Genomic DNA, 17,554 nt, shown 5'->3' with positions numbered 1-17,554 from the left:
GGAACTATTCCAGAGGCTGAGCGTATTGAACTCGTCGCTGAAGGTCAGAGTCGCTGGACTTGTCGGCATGACGCCCCCCCCCGGGAAAGCTGCAGTAAAATGCGGCGCTGCCAGTCCTTGGGCGTCGCCACGAGAAAAGGTTCGGGCTAGAGAGTGGCTCGCGCGGTTAGCGCGGCCTCTCAGAGCCATGTGTTCAATGAAATTGCATGAAGTCACGCTACCGCTTTAACCAGCGGAGCAATTGATCGACATCCATCCGAAAATAATTCGGTAAAGATGCCTCCCCTATTTCAATGCAATATTGGTAGTTTACGCCCTGATAGTTATCCACGCCCCGACAGCGTGTGAATTATAATAACTGAAACCCGTATATCGATGTAGACTCTTAAAGTCGCCGTGCATTTTGCCGCAGGACTGTCTAAAAACATTTTTAACGCCGTTTTTACCTGCCGTGACAAGTCGATTGCGATTCCCCTCGCAAGGATCACGAGACCATGGGAGCAGTGAAAATAGCATTTAAAAAGGCGCTTAAGCGTTGAAACATTGTTTCGTGACGCGCGTTACAGGTAAACGGAAACTTTCTTCCTTCTATAAGCTTGACCATTGAGATGGTTATAGTGAAGCTTATGCCAAGCGTGGAAAAGCGCCACCTTTTTATATGGCGAGACTTTTTCGCGGTCATCGGCCCGGCGAGGAGTTTTTACAGCTTGTTTCCAGTGCGTCGCCACGCCGTGAATGCGTGAGCGCGGCGCCGAGGCGCGCCCATGAACTGACGGACCGCGCGATCTGTTCACCAAGGCCCGATGGCTAGAGCGGCCCGCAATGATGCGCCGCTTTCATCTGCATTGAGTCCAGTCCGGCGCAGAGACACTTCTGGCAAGAAGCCGTATCCGCCCGCTAGCGGACTAATATTGCCCGCCCGCCATGTAGCCCCGTGCGGTTCATAAATATAAACGTCTATACACGAACTATAGTTTTGACAAATTCACCCTTTTGTTAAATAGGGCTGAAATATGTTTTGCATAAATTCGCCGATTGTCATTCACGTTGAATATTGTCTCGACATAAAACTCGAAGCGCTGCCGCAATTCTTCGTTGCGACCGCTGACGACGTCGTCTAGATCGACTTCTCAAGGGGTAGCGCGCTCGGCCAAGCCGTTCGCTGACTTTCAAACACCGCATTTCCAGCGACGGGGTTCACCTTGGCTTATCAGAACTATTCAGGCGCCTGGCTGGCGCAAACGAACTCGAGCTTCCAGTGGTTAGCCAACGAGTGGCAACAGATCACACCGCAGAGTGGGGTCGATACTGCGAAGATATGGCAATCTTACACGCTCTCTTCTCATAGTCCGATGAACAACCTCATCGTGTTCGGTGATGGAAGCTATGCGGCCGGCAACGCCGCCAACAACGTACTGGTCGCCGAAAACTCCCGGAATCTCCTCTATGGCGGCCATGGCGAAGACGTGCTGGTCGGCAGTGGCGGCAGCGGCACGACCTTCATCATCGCCATGGGAGAGGGCAACAAGGTCATCCAGAACTTCAACACCGCGGACACTCTTCGCCTGATCGGCGGGCCTCTGACCAGCTTCGACGCGGTAAAGTCGGCGATGACCCAGCAGGGCTCGGACGTCATCCTGAACGACGGCGGGACGATGATCGCCTTCCGCAACACGACCGTGGGCCAGTTTCAGGCCGACGATTTCCAGCTGCCGCTGAACTACGCAGCCCTAGGCACGCCCACCTTCCGCGAGGAGTTCGATAATCCGAGCACTATCGGGACGAACTGGGACACGAACTTCGGCTATGCGGGGGATGGGCGCAACAGCTTCACCCTGCCCAATAACGCCGAGCAACAGATCTACACGAGCGCGGACTTCAAGGGCACTGCCGGGGCACCGCTCGGTCTCAACCCCTACATTTTCAACAACGGCGTCCTGAGCTTGAAGGCGCAGCCGGTCAATGACTGGCAGTCGTCCCAGATGTGGGGCTACAAATATTCGTCCGGCATGCTCTATTCGGAGCACGCCCAGACCTACGGCTACTTCGAGATGCGCGCCGAGTTGCCCAAGGGCGACGGACTCTGGCCCGCCTTCTGGCTGATCGGCGAGCAGAACCGCGAAATCGACGTGCTCGAAGGCTTGGGAAGCGACACCAAGGTCGCCTACAACGCCCTGCACTCCCACGCCGTCCCGGCGATCGGCAATGCCAGCTTCAACCCCTATCCTGACGGCTTTCACACCTACGGTGCGATGTGGGCCCCCGACAACATCACCTTCTATGTGGACGGAACGCCCGTCTGGAAGACACAGACACCCACCGACATGGATCAACCGCTCAGGATGATCGTCAATCTGGCGGTGGGCGGCAATTGGCCCGGCTCGCCGAACGCCTCCACTCCGTGGCCGGCGGAAATGAAGATCGACTACGTCCGGACCTACGCCTTGCCACCAGCGGGCGGCGCGCCAACGCCGCCGGTCGTGACACCGCCTCCGCCTGCGCCGCTCCCCACGACGGGCGATCAGGTGCTGAATTCACCCTATCCGGGCGCAGCGCTGGTGGGGGGCGCCGGAAACGACGTGCTGAACGCCAGCCAGGGTTCGGACAGGCTGACGGGCGGCGGGGGTTCCGACACCTTCGCCTTCAAGGCCATGCCGTGGAGCGCGGGCCAGATCACCGACTTCCAGGCCGGAGTCGACAAGGTCAGTCTCGCCGGCCTCTACACGAACGGCTATGGGGGCTCCAACCCGATCGCTAATGGCTATGTAACTTTGGCGTCTGACGGAGCCGGCGGGACCAAGGTCATGCTGGACACCGACGCCGGCGGCGCGAGCAGCATCAAGTTCCACGTCACCACCGTGGCCGGTGTGGCGCCTGGAGTCTTGAACGACGCCACCCTCTTTGGCGGTTCGGGCGCTGTCCCTCCCTCCACGCCTGGGACAGGCGGCGGACAGGTGTTGACCTCCTCCTATCCCGGCGCAAACCTGATTGGCAGCGGCGGCCATGACGTTCTCAACGCCAGCCAGGGCTCCGACAGGCTGACCGGCGGCGCAGGCTCCGACACCTTCGTCTTCAAGGCCATGCCCTGGAGCGCGGGGCAGATCACCGACTTCCAGCTCGGCTCCGACAAGCTCGATCTTTCGGGTCTCTACGGCGGAGGCTATAAGGGCTCCAACCCGGTGGCCGATGGCTATGTGAGCTTCGTCTCCGACGGCATGGGTGGAACCAAGGTTCTCGTCGACACCGACGGCGCTGGCTCTGGCAACATGATCAAGTTTCATGTGACGACCCTGGTCGGCGTTGGACCCAGCGGCCTGACCTCGGCCAATGTCCTGGGGGGAGCGGGCGCAACGCCCGACCCATCGCCCGCCGCCGGCGTAAAGCTGGTCGCGACCACGCCGGGATCGACCCTGACAGGCGGGCCAGGCGCGGACATTCTGTTGGCCAGCCAGGGCGCTGATCGACTTACAGGCGGCGGCGGCGCCGACCGGTTCGAGTTCCCCGCCAAGCCGTGGAGTGCGGGTCAGATCACCGACTTTGCGCCCGGCAGTGATATTCTGGACCTTCGATCACTGTTCGCATCCGCTGGCTATCGCGGTAGCAATCCGGTCGCCGATGGCTATTTGCGCCTCGACCATGATGGCGCGGGCGGGACGAAGGTGTCGTTCGACCAGGACGGCTGGGGCTCTGGCAACCCTTGGCCGACGACCATCACCACCCTCAATGGGGTGGCCCCGTCCAGTCTCCACGCCGGCGACTGGCTTTTCGCCTGAGCGATCGAAAAATGCGGAGCCCCTGCCAACCGGTGCGGGCTCCGCTCTCGTGCTATATCTGGCCGTGGAACTGCGCTGTTCTGAACGTTCACATCGGCCGGACTCGGCCATCATCGTCCGACAGAACGTCCGGAACCTGAGGGGCGGCAAAATCGGCTAATGGGGCGGCGGCTTCTTTGGAGGGCTGGGCATCCTCATCCGCCCTGTCGCCCCTGCCATCATCAGCAGTCTGGTCCTTTGGACCAGCCCGGCCCGATCCGCGCCGCCAGGTGTCGATCGTCTTCATCAGCGGCGTCGCGGTCACGCCATGGATCAGGATCGAACACAGGACGATAAAGCCGGTGATCGCCCACAGCCGCGCCCAGCCGTCGAACTGTCCGTGGTTGAGCCCCCAGGCCAGATAATAGAACGAGCCGATCCCGCGAATACCGAGGAACGACACCAGCGCCCGCTCGCGGCGCGAGTGTGGCGTACCCATCAGGCCGATCCAGCCAGCCAGCGGACGCACTACAAACAACAGCGCCAGCCCCAGGGCCGCGTCCTTCCAGGTCAGCGGCGCGAGCAGACCATTGGCGACGGCGCCGCCCAGCAGGACCAGCACCAACATCATCAGCAGGCGCTCCACCTGCTCGGCAAAGTCGTGCATCGCGTCATGAAACTGATGATCGCGCTCTGTCGCCCGCAGGGTCAGAGCGGAAACGAAGACCGCCAGGAAGCCATAGCCATGCGCCGCCTCCGCCACGGCATAGGCAAAGAGGGTCGCGCCCAGCGCCACCAGGCCGTCGCCGGTGCCTGACAGTCGCGCGCGCGGCGCCTTGAAGGTGATCCAGCCCAGGCCCTTGCCCACCGCCCAGCCCACGGCGATGCCGGCCGCGATGCGCCACAGGACATCCATTGCCAGCCAATGGCTCAGAAGGTCGGGTTTCAGCACGCCGCCGGTCGCCGCCAGGGCGACGGCCAGATGGACGAACGGAAAGGCAAAGCCGTCGTTGAGCCCGGCTTCCGAGGTCAGGGCGAAGCGCGCCTCGCCGTCTTCCCCGGAGCGGGGCGGCCCGACCTGGACGTCGGAGGCCAGGACCGGATCGGTCGGGGCCAGCACGGCGCCCAGCAGCAAGGCCGAGGCCAGGCCAAGGCCCAAGCCGTAGACGCCCATCAGCGTCACGCCGGCGATGGTCAGGGGCATGGTTATGGAGATCAGTCGCCAGGACGAGCTCCAGGCCTTCCAGCCGATGCGACGGTCGATCTTCAGCCCCGCACCCATCAACGAGACCAGCACGACCAACTCGGTCAGCTTTTCGGTGAGCGTTGAATACCGCAGGGGGTTAGGCCGGAATGCCAGCCCGCCGGTCTGGAAGATCACGACTCCCGCAGCGACGCACAGGATGGCCAACGACAGCGGCAGGTCGCGCAACGCTAGGGGCAGCCAGGCCACCAGCAGCACGATCACGCCAACGCCGAAAAGGAACAGGATGTAGGGGTCCAGATGCATCGCGCATCAACGCGCCGGATTGCCGATGGCGCCAAGCCCCCGTGCAGTTAGCAAGCGCGGATGCAAACCGCGACAGGTACGCGCATCCCGAAGGAAATGATTGGACGCCTGCGGAGCATATCGGCCCACACTCTCCCGATCGGGAGGAGCGCATTCAGCCAAACATTGGCACAGGTCCTCGTCCCCCGCCGTTCCAGGTCGACCAATTGGGGAAGATATAGGGGAGGTCCGCAGCGCTGACCCCGTACCACTGGGCAATCGCGCCGAGATATTCCTCTGTCGCGATGCTGGGTATCCACCGGCCATCATTGGCCGAATCTTCGGGTCCGCCGAAGCTCATGTCCGGGTAGCGGCCGTGGATCTTCCCTTTGGCCAGGGCGGCGCCCAGGACGAGGTGGTTGGAGCCCCAGGCATGGTCTGTCCCCGCCTGCGTGTTGCCTTTGAACACACGCCCGAAGTCTGACATCGTGAAGGCGGTGACGTTGTTGCCCAAGCCCAGGGCTTTCATGGCGTTGTAGAAACCGGCCAGAGCCATGGAGAGGTCGCGGTAGAGATTGATGTGGGACCCCAACTGTCCGACATGGGTGTCATAGCCGCCCTGGCTGACGAAGAAGGTCTGTTTGGCGTGACCCAGGCTGGCGCGCGCCTCGATCATCCGGGCGGCCCGCAGGAGTTGGCGGGAGATTTCCGAGGTGAGGGCCACGCCCGTGGTCGGATTGACGAAGAACTTGTCGACGACCGAGGTCGTGGCGCTGACCACGGTGTTGGCTGCGACAGCCTGGGCGTAGGCCGAGGAGATTCCTTTGCCAGTCAGGTCGGTGACCGCCCCATAGGACGAGCCGTCGGCGAAAACGTCCAGGGCCGCCTGACGCGCCTTGGTGGCGGGGTCAGTTGAGGCGGCGTTGTAGCCGTAGCGGGAGATCGCGCCGCTCGAGGGTAGAACCAGAGGCGCGGTGCGGTCGCCGATCAGGGCCAGATGCGAGCCGGCGATCGAGATCAGCGGCGGCAGATTGGCCTTCTCGGCGCGGTCGTTCATGCGGCCCATGAACCCGTCGACATTGGTCGCTCGCATGCGCCCGCCCTGCCACTGGTTTTGCTGGTCGTCATGGGACAGCAGGTTCAGGGGGCGCAGATCTGGGCGGCTGGTGTAGAGGCTCTTGGTCAGAGGCTGGAAGAGGGTGCCAGCATTGAGCACCACGCCCAGCGCGCCCTCATCCCAGGCGGGCTTGAGGGTGTCGAAGCTGGGATGCAGGCCAAACGGCGTGCCCGTGAGGGGCACAAGGCTTGATTGCTGCAGGGCGATGCCCGAGCCGCGCTGGCTGGCATAGGTTGCGTACCGGCCGTCGGTCGGGACCACCATGTTCCAGGCGTCGTTGCCGCCAAACAGGAAGACCCCGACCATGGCGCGGTAGGTGGAGGTGTCGGCCATGGCGCTGGCCAAGGTGAGCTGGCTGAGTGCGGCGGCGGCGGAGCCGCCGGCGGCAAGGCGCAGAAGTGAGCGACGGGAGATGGTCATGGCTACGCTTACCGATCGACTTGGAACAGGGGGGAGGAGGCGGCGACATAGAGCGCGACCTGGGCGCGCCGGCGGGCCTGGAGGGCGGGGTCGGTGTTCTTGAAGGCGGCCATGGCCGAAGACAGAGCCTGGCGCTGAGCGGCGGTCATCGTGCTGTTCAGCAGCAGGAGATTGATCCGGTCGAGCAGTTGGCTCTCGTTGTTCGCCAGCGCCTCCCAGGTCGTCCATCCAAGCTTTGTGCCGGTGGAGCCAACAATCGCCGCCTGGGGCTGGAACTCACCGCGTGTCTGCTCGCCGGCGATGGTCCAGTCATAGATGAAGTTGTGGCGCGAGATGCTGGTGGAGGTGGTCATCAGCTTGCTGACCGGGCTGACCGCCCCGTCGCCCAGCGGTAGGGGAAAGTCGTAGGGGTAGTAGTTGAAGACGGACTGGGCGCTGAAGGGGCGTTGCCCCATGGCCGAGTCGCGCGTGTAGAGCGCATAGCCGTCGCTGGTGAAACCGATGGCGCGGGCCAGCGAGGTGGCCAGCAGCACCGGCTCCTTGACCTTGCCGGGGAAGGGCGAAGCGGCGCGCGCCTCGTTGTCGGTGAGGACGGCCTTGATGACCGCCTTCATGTCGCCGCGCACGCCCGCGCCGTTGTTGGCGAACTTGGCCGAGACCCGTGCGACATAGGCCGGGGTAGGATTGGCGGTGACCAATTGCTGGATCAGGCGCTTGCAAACGAATGGCCCGGTGTTGGGATGGTGGAAGACGGCATCGAGCACCGCGTCGACATTGGCCTGCTGGCTGGAGCCGGCCGGGATCGTCTTGCCCAGAAACGCCTTGGCGCCGGTGTCGAAACGCGAGGCGTTGACCACCATCGGCTTGGTATAGTCGAGCTTGGCGTAGTCACTGAACGGCGCGCCATCGAGTCTGGCCCAGGTCCAGCCTGTCAGGGCGCGGGACACTTCCTTCACGTCGGCGTTGCTGTAGGCGGGAAGGGGCGCGCCGGCCGCATCGACTTGGCGCGTACCGTCGGGATTGAGCAGCGCGGTGCCCAGGGAAAAGAGCTGCATCAACTCGCGGGCATAGTTCTCGTTGGGCGTGGACTTGTGGCTGTCGCCCATGTCCAGAAAGTTGCCCATGAACGGGTTGAGGGTGATGCCCGCCAGGAGGTCGCGGTAATTGCCAAGGGCGTTGTCGATCAGGATCTGGTTGTAGGTCGCCAGGCCCGCCGTGGTGTGAACCTCCAAGTCGGACGCGACCAGAATCTGGGACAGGGCGAAGGCCGTTCGCTGGCGCAACTGGTCGTCGCGGCCTATCGCATTGGCGTAGAAACGCATGGCCATCGGCACGACCGAATAGTTGTCGCGATTGCAGTCGGTCAGCTCCTGACCCGTCTTGCCGTTGCAATGGTTGGTCCCCACCGGCTTTGCAGCGATATCGGCATAGGTGCTGGAGCGCAGGGTGAACTGCTGGTCGATCCAGGCCTCGGCGCTTCCCAGAGCGACCATGTGATCGATCAGTTCAGAGGTGGGCCCAAAGCTGGCCTGTTTGGCCAACCGCGCGGCCTCGCCGGGCGTGATCCGCGCGCTCTCTCCCGGTTGAACCAGCGGCGGCGCGGTTTCCTCGCCACGCGCCCGCGCCGGGGCGCCCTCGGCGCTCGTGGCCGGCGATCCGCCGCCGCCGCAAGCCGAGAGGAAAAGGGTGGCGCTTAAAAGCGCGGTGGAGGTCAGATAGGCGATACGCATGGACAAGACTTCCCCGACCACGCCTGGAGGCCCGGCGCGTCATGACACTTGAAAAAGGGGTTGAAGGGCGTGCTAGCGGTCGGTGAAGACCACCTCTCGGACGGAGCGGACGCCATCTCGGCGCTGAAGCTGGACGAAGATATCGACAACCCGGCGCACATGGTCGACGACATCGGCGCGGCGCAGATTGGCCCCGGCCTGCAAGGCCATCAGAGCTAGCTGATCGACCGCACCGGCCGCGTCATCGGCATGCACCGTGGTCATAGAGCCAGGGTGGCCGCTGCTGACGGCGCGCAGGAAGCTGAAGGCCTCGGCTCCGCGAAGCTCGCCCAGGATGATGCGATCAGGCCGCAATCGAAGCGAGGCCTGCAGGAGATCCTCTGCTGTCACCCGCGCCTGGCCTTGATCGCCCCGCACAGCCACCAGACCGACGGCGTTGGGATGGACCAGCCGGATTTCCGGGGCGTCCTCAATGATCACCAGACGCTGGTCGAGGGGGATTTCCTTGAGCAGGGCGTTGAGGAAGGTGGTCTTGCCCGTCGAGGTGCCGCCACTGATGACGATGTTCTTGCCGGCGCGGACGGCGGCGGCGAGGAAGCCTTCGACGTCGCCCGCATCGAGGAGAACCCGCAAGGCGGCGTCAGGCCTGACTTGGGGCGTCGTAGCCCCGACAAACCCGCCAGCAGCGGCATATTCGGCCAGGGTCATGTCGCTGACCACGTGCTTGCGGATCGCAAGGGCCAGGCCGCCACGTGTGGCGGGCGGGGCGACGACCTGAACCCGCGCGCCATCGGGCAGGATCGCCGAAAGCAAGGGATGCTCGCGGCTTATCCCCTGGCTGGCCAGGCTTGCGACCTGGCGCGCAAGACGCCAGAGATTGGCCTCGTCCAGGGCTGGAACCTCAAAGCGACGAAGACCGCCGCCCAGGCGCTCGACCCAAAGCTCGCCGGGCTTGTTAACGTAGATGTCGGTGACCGCCGGATCGTTCAGCCACGGGGCCATTGGGGCGAGATAGGCCTCAAGATAGACGCCAAGATGGGGGACGTGCTCGGTCATGACCGCCCGCCTCTTACGCCGGAGAAGTCCAGGTCCCGCGCCACAAAGATCGTCACAGGCGCGCCCTGACGGGTCTGGATGGTCGGGGCCACGCCTTGGTCGGTCTTGACCACGGCGCTGGCGAGATTGGCGGCTTCAGCCGCTGTGCCGATATAGATCTGCGAAGTCGAGCGGGCGTTGCCGACCGCGGCGACGCCGGCATTGAGCACCGACATCAGGATTGAGCCGCCAAAGCGGCCGAAGAAATGACGGTCCACCTTGCCTTCAAGGCCGCCGCGCCCCAGCGGATCGGCGGCGGGTGAGGCGATCTGGATCGACACGCCGTCCGGACGGATGATCCGGGTCCAGATCACGAAGACCCGTGAGGCGCCCAGCGCTACGCCGGACTTGTACTGGCCAATCACCCGGCTGCCGCGTGGGATCAGGACGGTGGAGCCGTCGAAGCTCTTGATGTCGCGCACGACCATGGCGCGGGCCAGGCCGGGGAGATCGGAATTGATTGCCGTTTCCATCACGGCCGGGATCACCGCGCCTTGCGGAATGGTGGCGTCGAGATCGCGCATGGCTACGGCCCGCGCCGGCTCGGCTTCGGACATCGAGACGCGGTCGGCGAAGCGCTCGTCGGGATTGAGAGCGCTAGCGGCCGTCGTGCCCTTGGGGATCATCGGCGCGCCGTCACCGCCGGCCTTAATCAGGGCGGCCGGGCGTTCGCCGCCGAAATCGACCACTAGGGTCGGCGCGCGGCGGCGCTGGGCGAGATCCATCGCGGGCGCACCCGATCGAGCAGCCTGCCGGGGCGCGCTGATCATCTGCGGAACGGGTATGGCGTTATCCACGCTGAACTGCGGAGCCGGCACGGCATAGAGGGGGCCGCTGGTCGGCAAGACGGCTGGCATGGCCGTCGAAATCGCCTGGGCCCGGGCCGACAATGGGCGCGTAGAGGCATTGGCGTCAGTTCGGTTGGCCGACATCCAGAAGAAGAGGCCAAGACCTATCAGGCCAAAGCCGGCGAGGATCACAGGTGTCGGCACGCCGGCATGGGCGCGGGCGACGGCGGGCTGCGCCTGGGCGTCGGCGACGGCGAGGTCGTCGATGACTTCACCGGTCTGGCGCGGATCATGATCGTTCGTGTTCATCGGGTGCCCCCCGCGCTTGCTGCGACGGCGGAGTTGACGACGGTGGCCGACAGGGAGCCGCTGCGCAGAACAAAGCGCGGGGCCAACTGATCGACGACCAGATAGCCGTCACGCACGACAGCGTTGGCCAGGCCCTCGACCCCATCGGCGCCGACCACGAAGACGGCCGGCAGATCGGCTTGCGGCGGCCAGGCGAAATAGGTCGCCCGGCCATCGTCGAAGACCCGGGTTGGCTGGATGGAAAGAGGGCCTTGCAGGCTGTAGGCGCTGTTGCGGACGATCGGCGCAGCCGGCGCCGGTTGCGGCGGGGCAGTTGAGACCATCACGGGCGTTGGAACCTGGAAGCGCACGACATAGGCCAGATCCCTGGTTGAGGCCTTGGGCGGAGCGACAATCAGGTCGAAGACATAACGCCGACGATCGGTCACGACGGTCATGTTGGTGGCTGCGACCCGGTCGAGCGGCTTGAGGAATAGAAGGTTGGCCTTCTTGTTGGGCGTGACCTGCCAGCCCAAGGCGTCGCCGATCGAGACATTCTCGATCCGCTCGTCGGCGGCAAATTCCAGCATGGTCTGCAGACCGAAATAGCCTGTGAGACGGACGATCCGATCAGGGTTGTAGGCCACGGTCCGAATACGCGGATCGATGAGGCCCGGGCGCGGCGTCGAGGCCAGGCTTGGACCGGCCAAGGCCCAGCCGAACGCTAGGGCGATCATCGCGGCATGAGAGCGAAAAGCGGGGACGGTCACTGGTCTCTCCGGGCGCTCGATGCGGTGGCGCGGGTCGCGGGGTTGCGGCGAAAACTGGTTCCCAGCGGCGCGCCGGCGCCGCCCGGGGTCGGGGGTGCGGCCGGGCCTCGATCAGAGACGACGGTCAGATAACGAGGACCGGCCGGTCCCATGGACGGGGCCGCGGCCTCACGGCGATCAAGAGCCACGGCCGCTGCCGCGATGGTGGCGGCTCGGCTGCGGGGTTCGATATCGGGGCCAGCGTAGCGGGCGCCATCGGCCTGCGCCTGCTCCGCGCCCGAAAGGGTTGAGCCGGCAAGGCCGCGCGGCAGGCGCAGGCCGGCGGCGACGACGGACAGGGCGATGGCGGCCAGCACCATCACCAGACCAAAGACTAATGTCAGTGTAAGGATGGTGACCGCCGGGCCGATGTCGAACTCGGCAAATTGCTGCAGGCCGCGCATCTGCGTCAGGGCGCTTAGCGACGGCGCAAGCATGGCCAGCTCAAGACAGAGGGTCAGGGTCGCGACCATGGGGATCAGGGCCAAGGCGATCATGGCCTTAAGCCAACCCTCGACCAAGCCGCGCGTCGTCTCGAACAGCAGCAGGCCGGCGACCAACGGCGTCAGGGCCAGCAACACGGCGAGCACAACCTTGCTGGCCAGGACCAGGCCCAGGGTCGAGAGCAGCAGGATCATCCCGCCGCTATTGACCGCAAAGGCCGCAAAGCCTGGTCCGCCTTGCAGGGTGGTGTCGCCCCCGCCGGCGCGGCTGGAGAATAGGGCGGCCGACTTTTGCAGGGTGTCGAAGGCCTCCTGCAGGCCCAGATAGGGATCGATCGCGCCCTGACCTTGCAGCCCACTGAGCAGCAAACCGCCAAGCTGGGCGGGCGCGGTGGTCAGGGTGTCGTAGATCAGGACTTGGAAGAGCGAGCCGTTGGTGGCCAGGGCCACGATCAGCCCGATCTTCAGCATCGAGATCGTCACGTCGCCGATCTTCAGTCCGGCGCGACCCAGGATTAGGCGGTAGCCGATGAAGGCGACATAGAGGGTCAGTAACACGGTCAGCAGGCTGCCGACTGGTGAGCCGGGCGCGGCCAGGGTCGCATAGCCGGCCTGCGCCAAGTCATGGACCCGGCAATCGACCGCGTTCAGCAGGCCCTGGACCATGGCCTGATCGGCTGTGAGGCATGCGGCGGGAGTCACGCGGCCATCTCCAGCAACTGGCGCATCCACTGCTCCGGCTTGTCGCCCAGTTGATCGCGCAGGACGTCCAGGGACCGGACGGTCTTTTCGCGACCGGACAAGACCAACAGCAGTTCCGGCGAACCTGCGAGGTTGAGGCGGGCCACGACGCTGTCTGTCCCATGCTTGATCAGGAAGCAGCGAGCGGTGTCGGGAAGAGTCTTCACCAGCTCGAACTCGTGCTGGGTCAAGCCAAAGCCCTGGCAGTAGTCCTTGGCCTGGGCCTTGGGGTTGGCCATGAAGATCTGGGTGGCGGCCTGCTCGATGATGGCGCTGGCGATACGGCTTTCCAGGGCGTCCTGAGCGCTCTGGGTGGCGAAACCGACCACGCCGTTGCGTTTGCGCAGGGTCTTTTCCCAGTCCTTGATGCGGGCGACGAAGACATCGTCGTCCAGCGCTTTCCAGCCCTCGTCGATGACGATCAGGGTTGGATGGCCATCCAGACGCTGCTCGACTCGATGGAACAGGTACATCATCGCCGGCGTGCGCAGCGCCGGATCGTCCAGCAGCTGGGTCATGTCAAAGCCCAGCGTGGCCTGGTCCAGATCCAGCTCGTCGCTTTGGTTGTCAAATAGCCAGGCGTGCTCGCCGGCCCCATGCCAGGGCGCCAGGCGCGCGGCGAGGTCGGTGGCGTCGGGTCGACGCGCGCCCTTGAAGAGCTCGGCCATGAATCGCAGGCGACGCAAGCCCGGCGCCTGATCGAAATTGGCGTCGACCGCGTCCTTGATCCGCGCCGCGTCGTCGGCGGTGAGGATCTCGCCCTGTACGGCGACAAGGCGCGCCAGCCAGTCGGTCAGGAAGCGGCGGTTGGCCGCGGTGTCGGGCAGAGCCAGGGGGTTGAAGCCCGTGGCTTGGCCGGGACGCAGCGTCTCATAGCGACCGCCGATGGCGCGCAGGAAGATCTCGGCGCCTCGGTCCTTGTCGAAGAAGACGATGCGCGGATTGTATTTGCGGGCTTGGGCCAGCAGGAAATTCAGCACCACGGTCTTGCCCGAGCCGGACGGCCCGATGATCGTGAAATTGCCAAGGTCGCCCTTGTGGAAATTGAAGTGATAGGGACCCGCCGAGGTCGTCTCCAGCAGGGTCACGGCCGGGCCCCAGTGGTTGCCCTGTGCCTTGCCAACCGGAAAGTTGTGGCCGCTGGCCAGGCCCGCGAAATTGGCTGTCGAGACGATCGCCTTGCGGGCAATGTCCTTGAAATTACCCGGGAACTGAGCCCAGAAGGCTGGTTCCAGGTTGATATCCTCACGCACGGCGATGGCGCCCATCTCGGTGAAGGCCGACATCACCTCGGCCGTCGAGCGGTCCAGAGTCTCCAGGCTCTGACCGCGCACCAGCACCGACAGATGGTGTTCGCCAAAGGCCGCGCGCCCCGAGACCACATCGTCCTTGGCGCGGGCCATGTCGGCGCGCAGGCTGATGCCGTCGTCGTCGGCGGCCTTCATCCGACGCAAGGCCAGGTTCATGCGCTCCAGGGTTGGCTGCCGATCGACGAAGCCAAAGCTTTGGGTGACGACCATCTCGCACGGCAGGCGCAGCAGGTCGTCGAGCATGCCTGCCTGGGTCTGGGCGGGGTAATCCTTGATCGACACCAAGGCTCCAAAGCCGCGTGGCAGAGCGCCGGCGCGGGACAACTCAAGGGTCTCCAGACCAAAGCTGACGCGGCGATAGGGCAGGTATTCGCCGGCGTCGCCTTGCGGCGTCTGCACCGGCCGCATCTCGCCATTATAGAGGCAGGACAGGAATTCCAGCGGCTCAGAGCAGCGGCCGGCGGGGCCGTCATACTGTCCCAGGACGCGCGCGCCATAGGGAGCAAGGGCCGAGACCAGGCTATCGCGTGCGCTGTCCAGTTCGCGGCGATCCTGGACCTGGAGCGCGGCGGCCTCAGCCTTGCCGGCGCCCTTGAGGGCGCGCAACAAGCCATCGACGATACCGCCGTGGCCCTGCAGAGGCCGGCGAACGATCGTCAGGAAAAGGTCGTTAACGTAAAGTTTGCGCGCGGCGAGCCGCTCGCTCCAGGCCGCGTCTAGGTCGCGGCTGAAATCGTCGGCAAACTCGCCCTCCGTTTGGGCGGCGACCTCGCGACGGACGATGTGGTGGTAGAGCACGAACCGCGAACTGGCCAGGCCACGCAGCATCACGTCGCGCACGGCCTTGCGATAGTTCAGTTCCTCGCTGTCGGCGGTCTCGAACGGCAGGCCGGCCAGATGGATCACCTGGATCAGCAGGCCATCGCGCGTCTCCAGCGTAGCGTCGTCCAGATGGCGGCCATAGGGCAGGCGCTGACCCGCCGAGACTTCCTTGCGACGGTTCAGGCTTGGTAGCTGTTGCATCGCCAGGCCCTGAAATTTGGAACGCGGGGGCAGCGGCTGACCTTGGTCAGCCACAGGTCGAAAATGCGCGGCTCGCGCAGGCAGGCGGCGTAGCCGATCGCGTGGATCACCAGCGCCGCGGCGATGGCCCAGAATGATTTGGTGATCAGGAAGAGCTCGGTGGTGACCACCCCGTTGATCACGAAGTAGCTGTAGGTCACGCCCGCAAACATCTGCGGCCGGGTCAGAGCGCCAAACACCACGTCGCGATCGAGCGGGGCGGCCATGCTCAGATCGCTCCGCCGGCCGCTGTGCGGATGCCGCTGACGATGGTCGTGGCGCCAAACAGGATAAAGCAGCCCAGGATGACGGTTGCGCCATAGCGCCAGTTCATCCGCCCGGTCAGCATCATGAAGCCGACAGCGGCCACAGCCATGACGGCCGCGACGGTGGCGACATTGCCCAGGAGCGTACCTTGCAGCCATTGCACTCCGGCCAGCAGGGCGCCGGAGCCTTGCGGATCGGCCTGAATGGCCTGGGCGTGGGCCTGACTGGCGGCAGCGCTGAGAATGGAGGCCAAGACAGCCGGGCGGGGGTAGAAAAACTTGCGCATCAGTTGGAAGCTCCAAGAGCGGGGAGGGCGGCCAGGTTCGCGCTGCTGTTGGCCATACGGCCCAGGATGGCGGTGACGTAGGCTTGGGTTTCGGCATAGGGCGGCACGCCGCCGTGCCTGAGCACAGCACCGGGACCGGCGTTGTAGGCGGCCAGGGCCAGGCGCACATCGCCGCCAAAGCGGTTGAGCATCTGGCGCAGATACATCGCCCCGCCCTTGACGTTCTGAGCCATGTCCGAAGGATCGACACCCAGATCGCGGGCGGTGCCGGGCATCAATTGCATGACGCCCACCGCGCCCTTGGAGGAGCGAGCGGCATGGTGAAACCGGCTCTCGCGCCAGGCCACGGCCTCGACCAACTTGGGGTCGAGCGCATAGTCTGCGGCAGCCAGGGTCAGGGCTACGCGAACCTCTTCCGGGAGGGCGCTGGTCGAAAGCCCAGACCGCGGCGCGATCAGGGAAGCACCCAGGGCTTCAGACCTATCGAGCGTAAAGACGGCGGGTCCGTCGAAACGGGTCACCTGGCCCTCGTCACCGATTTCCAGCACCTGCGCGGCGGCTTGGCCGCCGAGCAGGCAGCCGGCCGCAGTCGCCGCCAGGAGCACCTGGCGCACAATCGTGAACTTCAATGACGCCCCCTTCAGCTCGTTGGGTTCAAATCAGTATGGTGAACAAGGTGTACTCCCCACAATCAGGCCATGTAATGCGGCAGGACATCGCGCTTTCAATTTTCAAAGACTGTCAAAAATACTGAAACATTTGCAGGATTTAAGGCGAAGCTTTCCGTATTGTCGAGTAATAGACAGTTAACGATCCATTAATTACTTAATTCAAAAGGTTGCGCTGGGGCGCAGGATTTCCGAGCGTGAGGCCGCTACCGCCGATTGGCGTCCTTCGAGGCGCTGGAGCGATAGGCGGCGATAAGGCGCAGAGCCGCGTTAAGGGGGGTCTGCCTCTGCGCTTTTCGAACGACGCTAAGGCCTCTGCGCGCTTGTCTTTGTTTCTCGCCGCATGCCCGAACGCAAAGCCACCTTGCAGGCGTGCTCCGCCCGTCCAGTCTGAGCCATCGAACGCCTTCAGATCCCAGTTGGGGGAGTCAGGGGCGCGGCAAGGCGGCCCTGGTCGTCGGACCCGCGCCTTCCGCTGGCTTCGTAACTCGTCAAGGATCGAGGCGGCGGGAGCGGGGAAGGGGACGTCGATGTCCTCCTCGCATCGCAGTGCGACGGCCGCCTTCACGAGATCCTCGACCGATGCCCTGCAGTCGCCGCCGTGTGCGGCAATTGACGCTGGGGCGCTCGGCAGCTGCCTGTTGAGTCCAGCCCCAGCCCTGCGGCGGACTCCTGAGTGGAAACGCCTATCGATCGTCCCGAGGTCTGAGCGCCTATCGGGAGCCCCGGTAAGGGGCGGCGTGTGCGACCCAAGCTTGAGCAGCAACGAAGTTCCGCAGGCAAATTGGCCCTTCCCGAACCAGTTAACGTATCGACGCTCTTCGCTGCCGATTTCTAGACTCAGAATTTAAGTAAACATAATATTAATATCTGTATTTGTGGTCGCCTGCGGCAAATCGCACGGCGAACTTTAGTTTTCACGCGCCGATAAGGGGTGTGATTGTGAAACTGAAGGCCAAATTTAGAAACTATAGCTACCAAAACATTAAACTTATAGGTTTTCAATAGATTAATAACAACTTCTGGCGATAATTGACGTTGTGTGATCGATGTAGATTTGTTTTAGTTTAAATAAAATCAATTAGAAACAATATAGAAAATGGCTTCATCGCGATATTCAAAACGCGCTAACGCGAGAAGTGAAAACTAGAAACTTCTATATTCGTAACGGCCTCCGACGAAGCAGGACGCCAAGACTATTGTAGCTTCCCGGGGGCCTCATGCCGACAAGTCCAGCGACTCTGACCTTCAGCGACGAGTTCAATACGCTCAGCCTCTGGAACAGTTCT

At 64.0% G+C, this 17,554-nt stretch carries 12 protein-coding genes; 1 reads left to right on the top strand and 11 read right to left on the bottom strand.

Annotated elements, in window-relative coordinates:
• Positions 1-1,352 precede the first annotated feature (1,352 nt).
• The gene (locus ACP69S_RS20835) at positions 1,353-3,773 is read left to right on the top strand and encodes a family 16 glycosylhydrolase (protein WP_426000505.1); all 2,421 of its coding nucleotides are present in this window, start codon (positions 1,353-1,355) and stop codon (positions 3,771-3,773) included.
• Between the two features lie 88 nt (positions 3,774-3,861).
• On the opposite strand, the gene ACP69S_RS20830 is transcribed toward ACP69S_RS20835, so the two are convergent.
• From ACP69S_RS20830 to ACP69S_RS20780, 11 genes are all read right to left on the bottom strand, one after another.
• Positions 3,862-5,262: a cation:proton antiporter gene (locus tag ACP69S_RS20830; protein ID WP_426000503.1), complete on the bottom strand. Its 1,401-nt coding sequence runs from the start codon at positions 5,260-5,262 to the stop codon at positions 3,862-3,864.
• 154 nt (positions 5,263-5,416) lie between these two features.
• On the bottom strand, positions 5,417-6,778 hold the full coding sequence (locus ACP69S_RS20825; protein WP_426000501.1) for a DUF1501 domain-containing protein: 1,362 nt from the start codon (positions 6,776-6,778) through the stop codon (positions 5,417-5,419).
• 8 nt (positions 6,779-6,786) lie between these two features.
• Entirely contained in the window at positions 6,787-8,508 is a 1,722-nt protein-coding gene (locus ACP69S_RS20820) for a DUF1800 domain-containing protein (protein WP_426000500.1), read from the bottom strand.
• Positions 8,509-8,580: 72 nt separating this feature from the next.
• The gene (gene virB11, locus ACP69S_RS20815) at positions 8,581-9,564 is read right to left on the bottom strand and encodes a P-type DNA transfer ATPase VirB11 (RefSeq protein ID WP_426000498.1); all 984 of its coding nucleotides are present in this window, start codon (positions 9,562-9,564) and stop codon (positions 8,581-8,583) included.
• Positions 9,561-10,700, bottom strand: coding sequence for a TrbI/VirB10 family protein (locus ACP69S_RS20810; RefSeq protein WP_426000496.1), 1,140 nt, complete (start codon positions 10,698-10,700; stop codon positions 9,561-9,563). Before ACP69S_RS20810 ends, virB11 begins: the two co-directional genes overlap by 4 nt.
• On the bottom strand, positions 10,697-11,449 hold the full coding sequence (locus ACP69S_RS20805) for a TrbG/VirB9 family P-type conjugative transfer protein (RefSeq protein ID WP_426000494.1): 753 nt from the start codon (positions 11,447-11,449) through the stop codon (positions 10,697-10,699). The genes ACP69S_RS20810 and ACP69S_RS20805 overlap by 4 nt, the downstream gene beginning before the upstream one ends.
• On the bottom strand, positions 11,446-12,633 hold the full coding sequence (locus tag ACP69S_RS20800) for a type IV secretion system protein (RefSeq protein ID WP_426000492.1): 1,188 nt from the start codon (positions 12,631-12,633) through the stop codon (positions 11,446-11,448). The genes ACP69S_RS20805 and ACP69S_RS20800 overlap by 4 nt, the downstream gene beginning before the upstream one ends.
• A complete protein-coding gene (locus ACP69S_RS20795; RefSeq protein WP_426000490.1) occupies positions 12,630-15,005 on the bottom strand; it encodes a VirB4 family type IV secretion/conjugal transfer ATPase in 2,376 nt (791 codons plus the stop codon). Before ACP69S_RS20795 ends, ACP69S_RS20800 begins: the two co-directional genes overlap by 4 nt.
• Positions 14,984-15,271 carry a type IV secretion system protein VirB3 gene (locus ACP69S_RS20790; protein ID WP_426000489.1) on the bottom strand — a complete coding sequence of 96 codons (288 nt, stop codon included), beginning with the start codon at positions 15,269-15,271 and terminating at the stop codon, positions 14,984-14,986. Before ACP69S_RS20790 ends, ACP69S_RS20795 begins: the two co-directional genes overlap by 22 nt.
• Before the next feature lie 2 nt (positions 15,272-15,273).
• The gene (locus tag ACP69S_RS20785; RefSeq protein ID WP_426000487.1) at positions 15,274-15,597 is read right to left on the bottom strand and encodes a TrbC/VirB2 family protein; all 324 of its coding nucleotides are present in this window, start codon (positions 15,595-15,597) and stop codon (positions 15,274-15,276) included.
• A complete protein-coding gene (locus tag ACP69S_RS20780) occupies positions 15,597-16,226 on the bottom strand; it encodes a lytic transglycosylase domain-containing protein (protein WP_426000485.1) in 630 nt (209 codons plus the stop codon). The genes ACP69S_RS20785 and ACP69S_RS20780 overlap by 1 nt, the downstream gene beginning before the upstream one ends.
• Between the last annotated feature and the right edge of the window lie 1,328 nt (positions 16,227-17,554).

This window comes from Caulobacter sp. DWR1-3-2b1, assembly GCF_049895765.1.
Taxonomy (GTDB): domain Bacteria; phylum Pseudomonadota; class Alphaproteobacteria; order Caulobacterales; family Caulobacteraceae; genus Caulobacter.
Note: the sequence above shows the minus strand (reverse complement) of the source record. Positions and strands in the feature narration are given on the sequence as shown.

Excerpts from the sequence above, each read along its gene's own strand:
- ACP69S_RS20835 (WP_426000505.1), top strand. The coding sequence starts at position 1,353 with ATGAACAACCTCATCGTGTTCGGTGATGGAAGCTATGCGGCCGGCAAC.
- ACP69S_RS20830 (WP_426000503.1), bottom strand. The coding sequence starts at position 5,262 with ATGCATCTGGACCCCTACATCCTGTTCCTTTTCGGCGTTGGCGTGATC.
- ACP69S_RS20825 (WP_426000501.1), bottom strand. The coding sequence starts at position 6,778 with ATGACCATCTCCCGTCGCTCACTTCTGCGCCTTGCCGCCGGCGGCTCC.
- ACP69S_RS20820 (WP_426000500.1), bottom strand. The coding sequence starts at position 8,508 with ATGCGTATCGCCTATCTGACCTCCACCGCGCTTTTAAGCGCCACCCTT.
- virB11 (WP_426000498.1), bottom strand. The coding sequence starts at position 9,564 with ATGACCGAGCACGTCCCCCATCTTGGCGTCTATCTTGAGGCCTATCTC.
- ACP69S_RS20810 (WP_426000496.1), bottom strand. The coding sequence starts at position 10,700 with ATGAACACGAACGATCATGATCCGCGCCAGACCGGTGAAGTCATCGAC.
- ACP69S_RS20795 (WP_426000490.1), bottom strand. The coding sequence starts at position 15,005 with ATGCAACAGCTACCAAGCCTGAACCGTCGCAAGGAAGTCTCGGCGGGT.
- ACP69S_RS20790 (WP_426000489.1), bottom strand. The coding sequence starts at position 15,271 with ATGGCCGCCCCGCTCGATCGCGACGTGGTGTTTGGCGCTCTGACCCGG.
- ACP69S_RS20785 (WP_426000487.1), bottom strand. The coding sequence starts at position 15,597 with ATGCGCAAGTTTTTCTACCCCCGCCCGGCTGTCTTGGCCTCCATTCTC.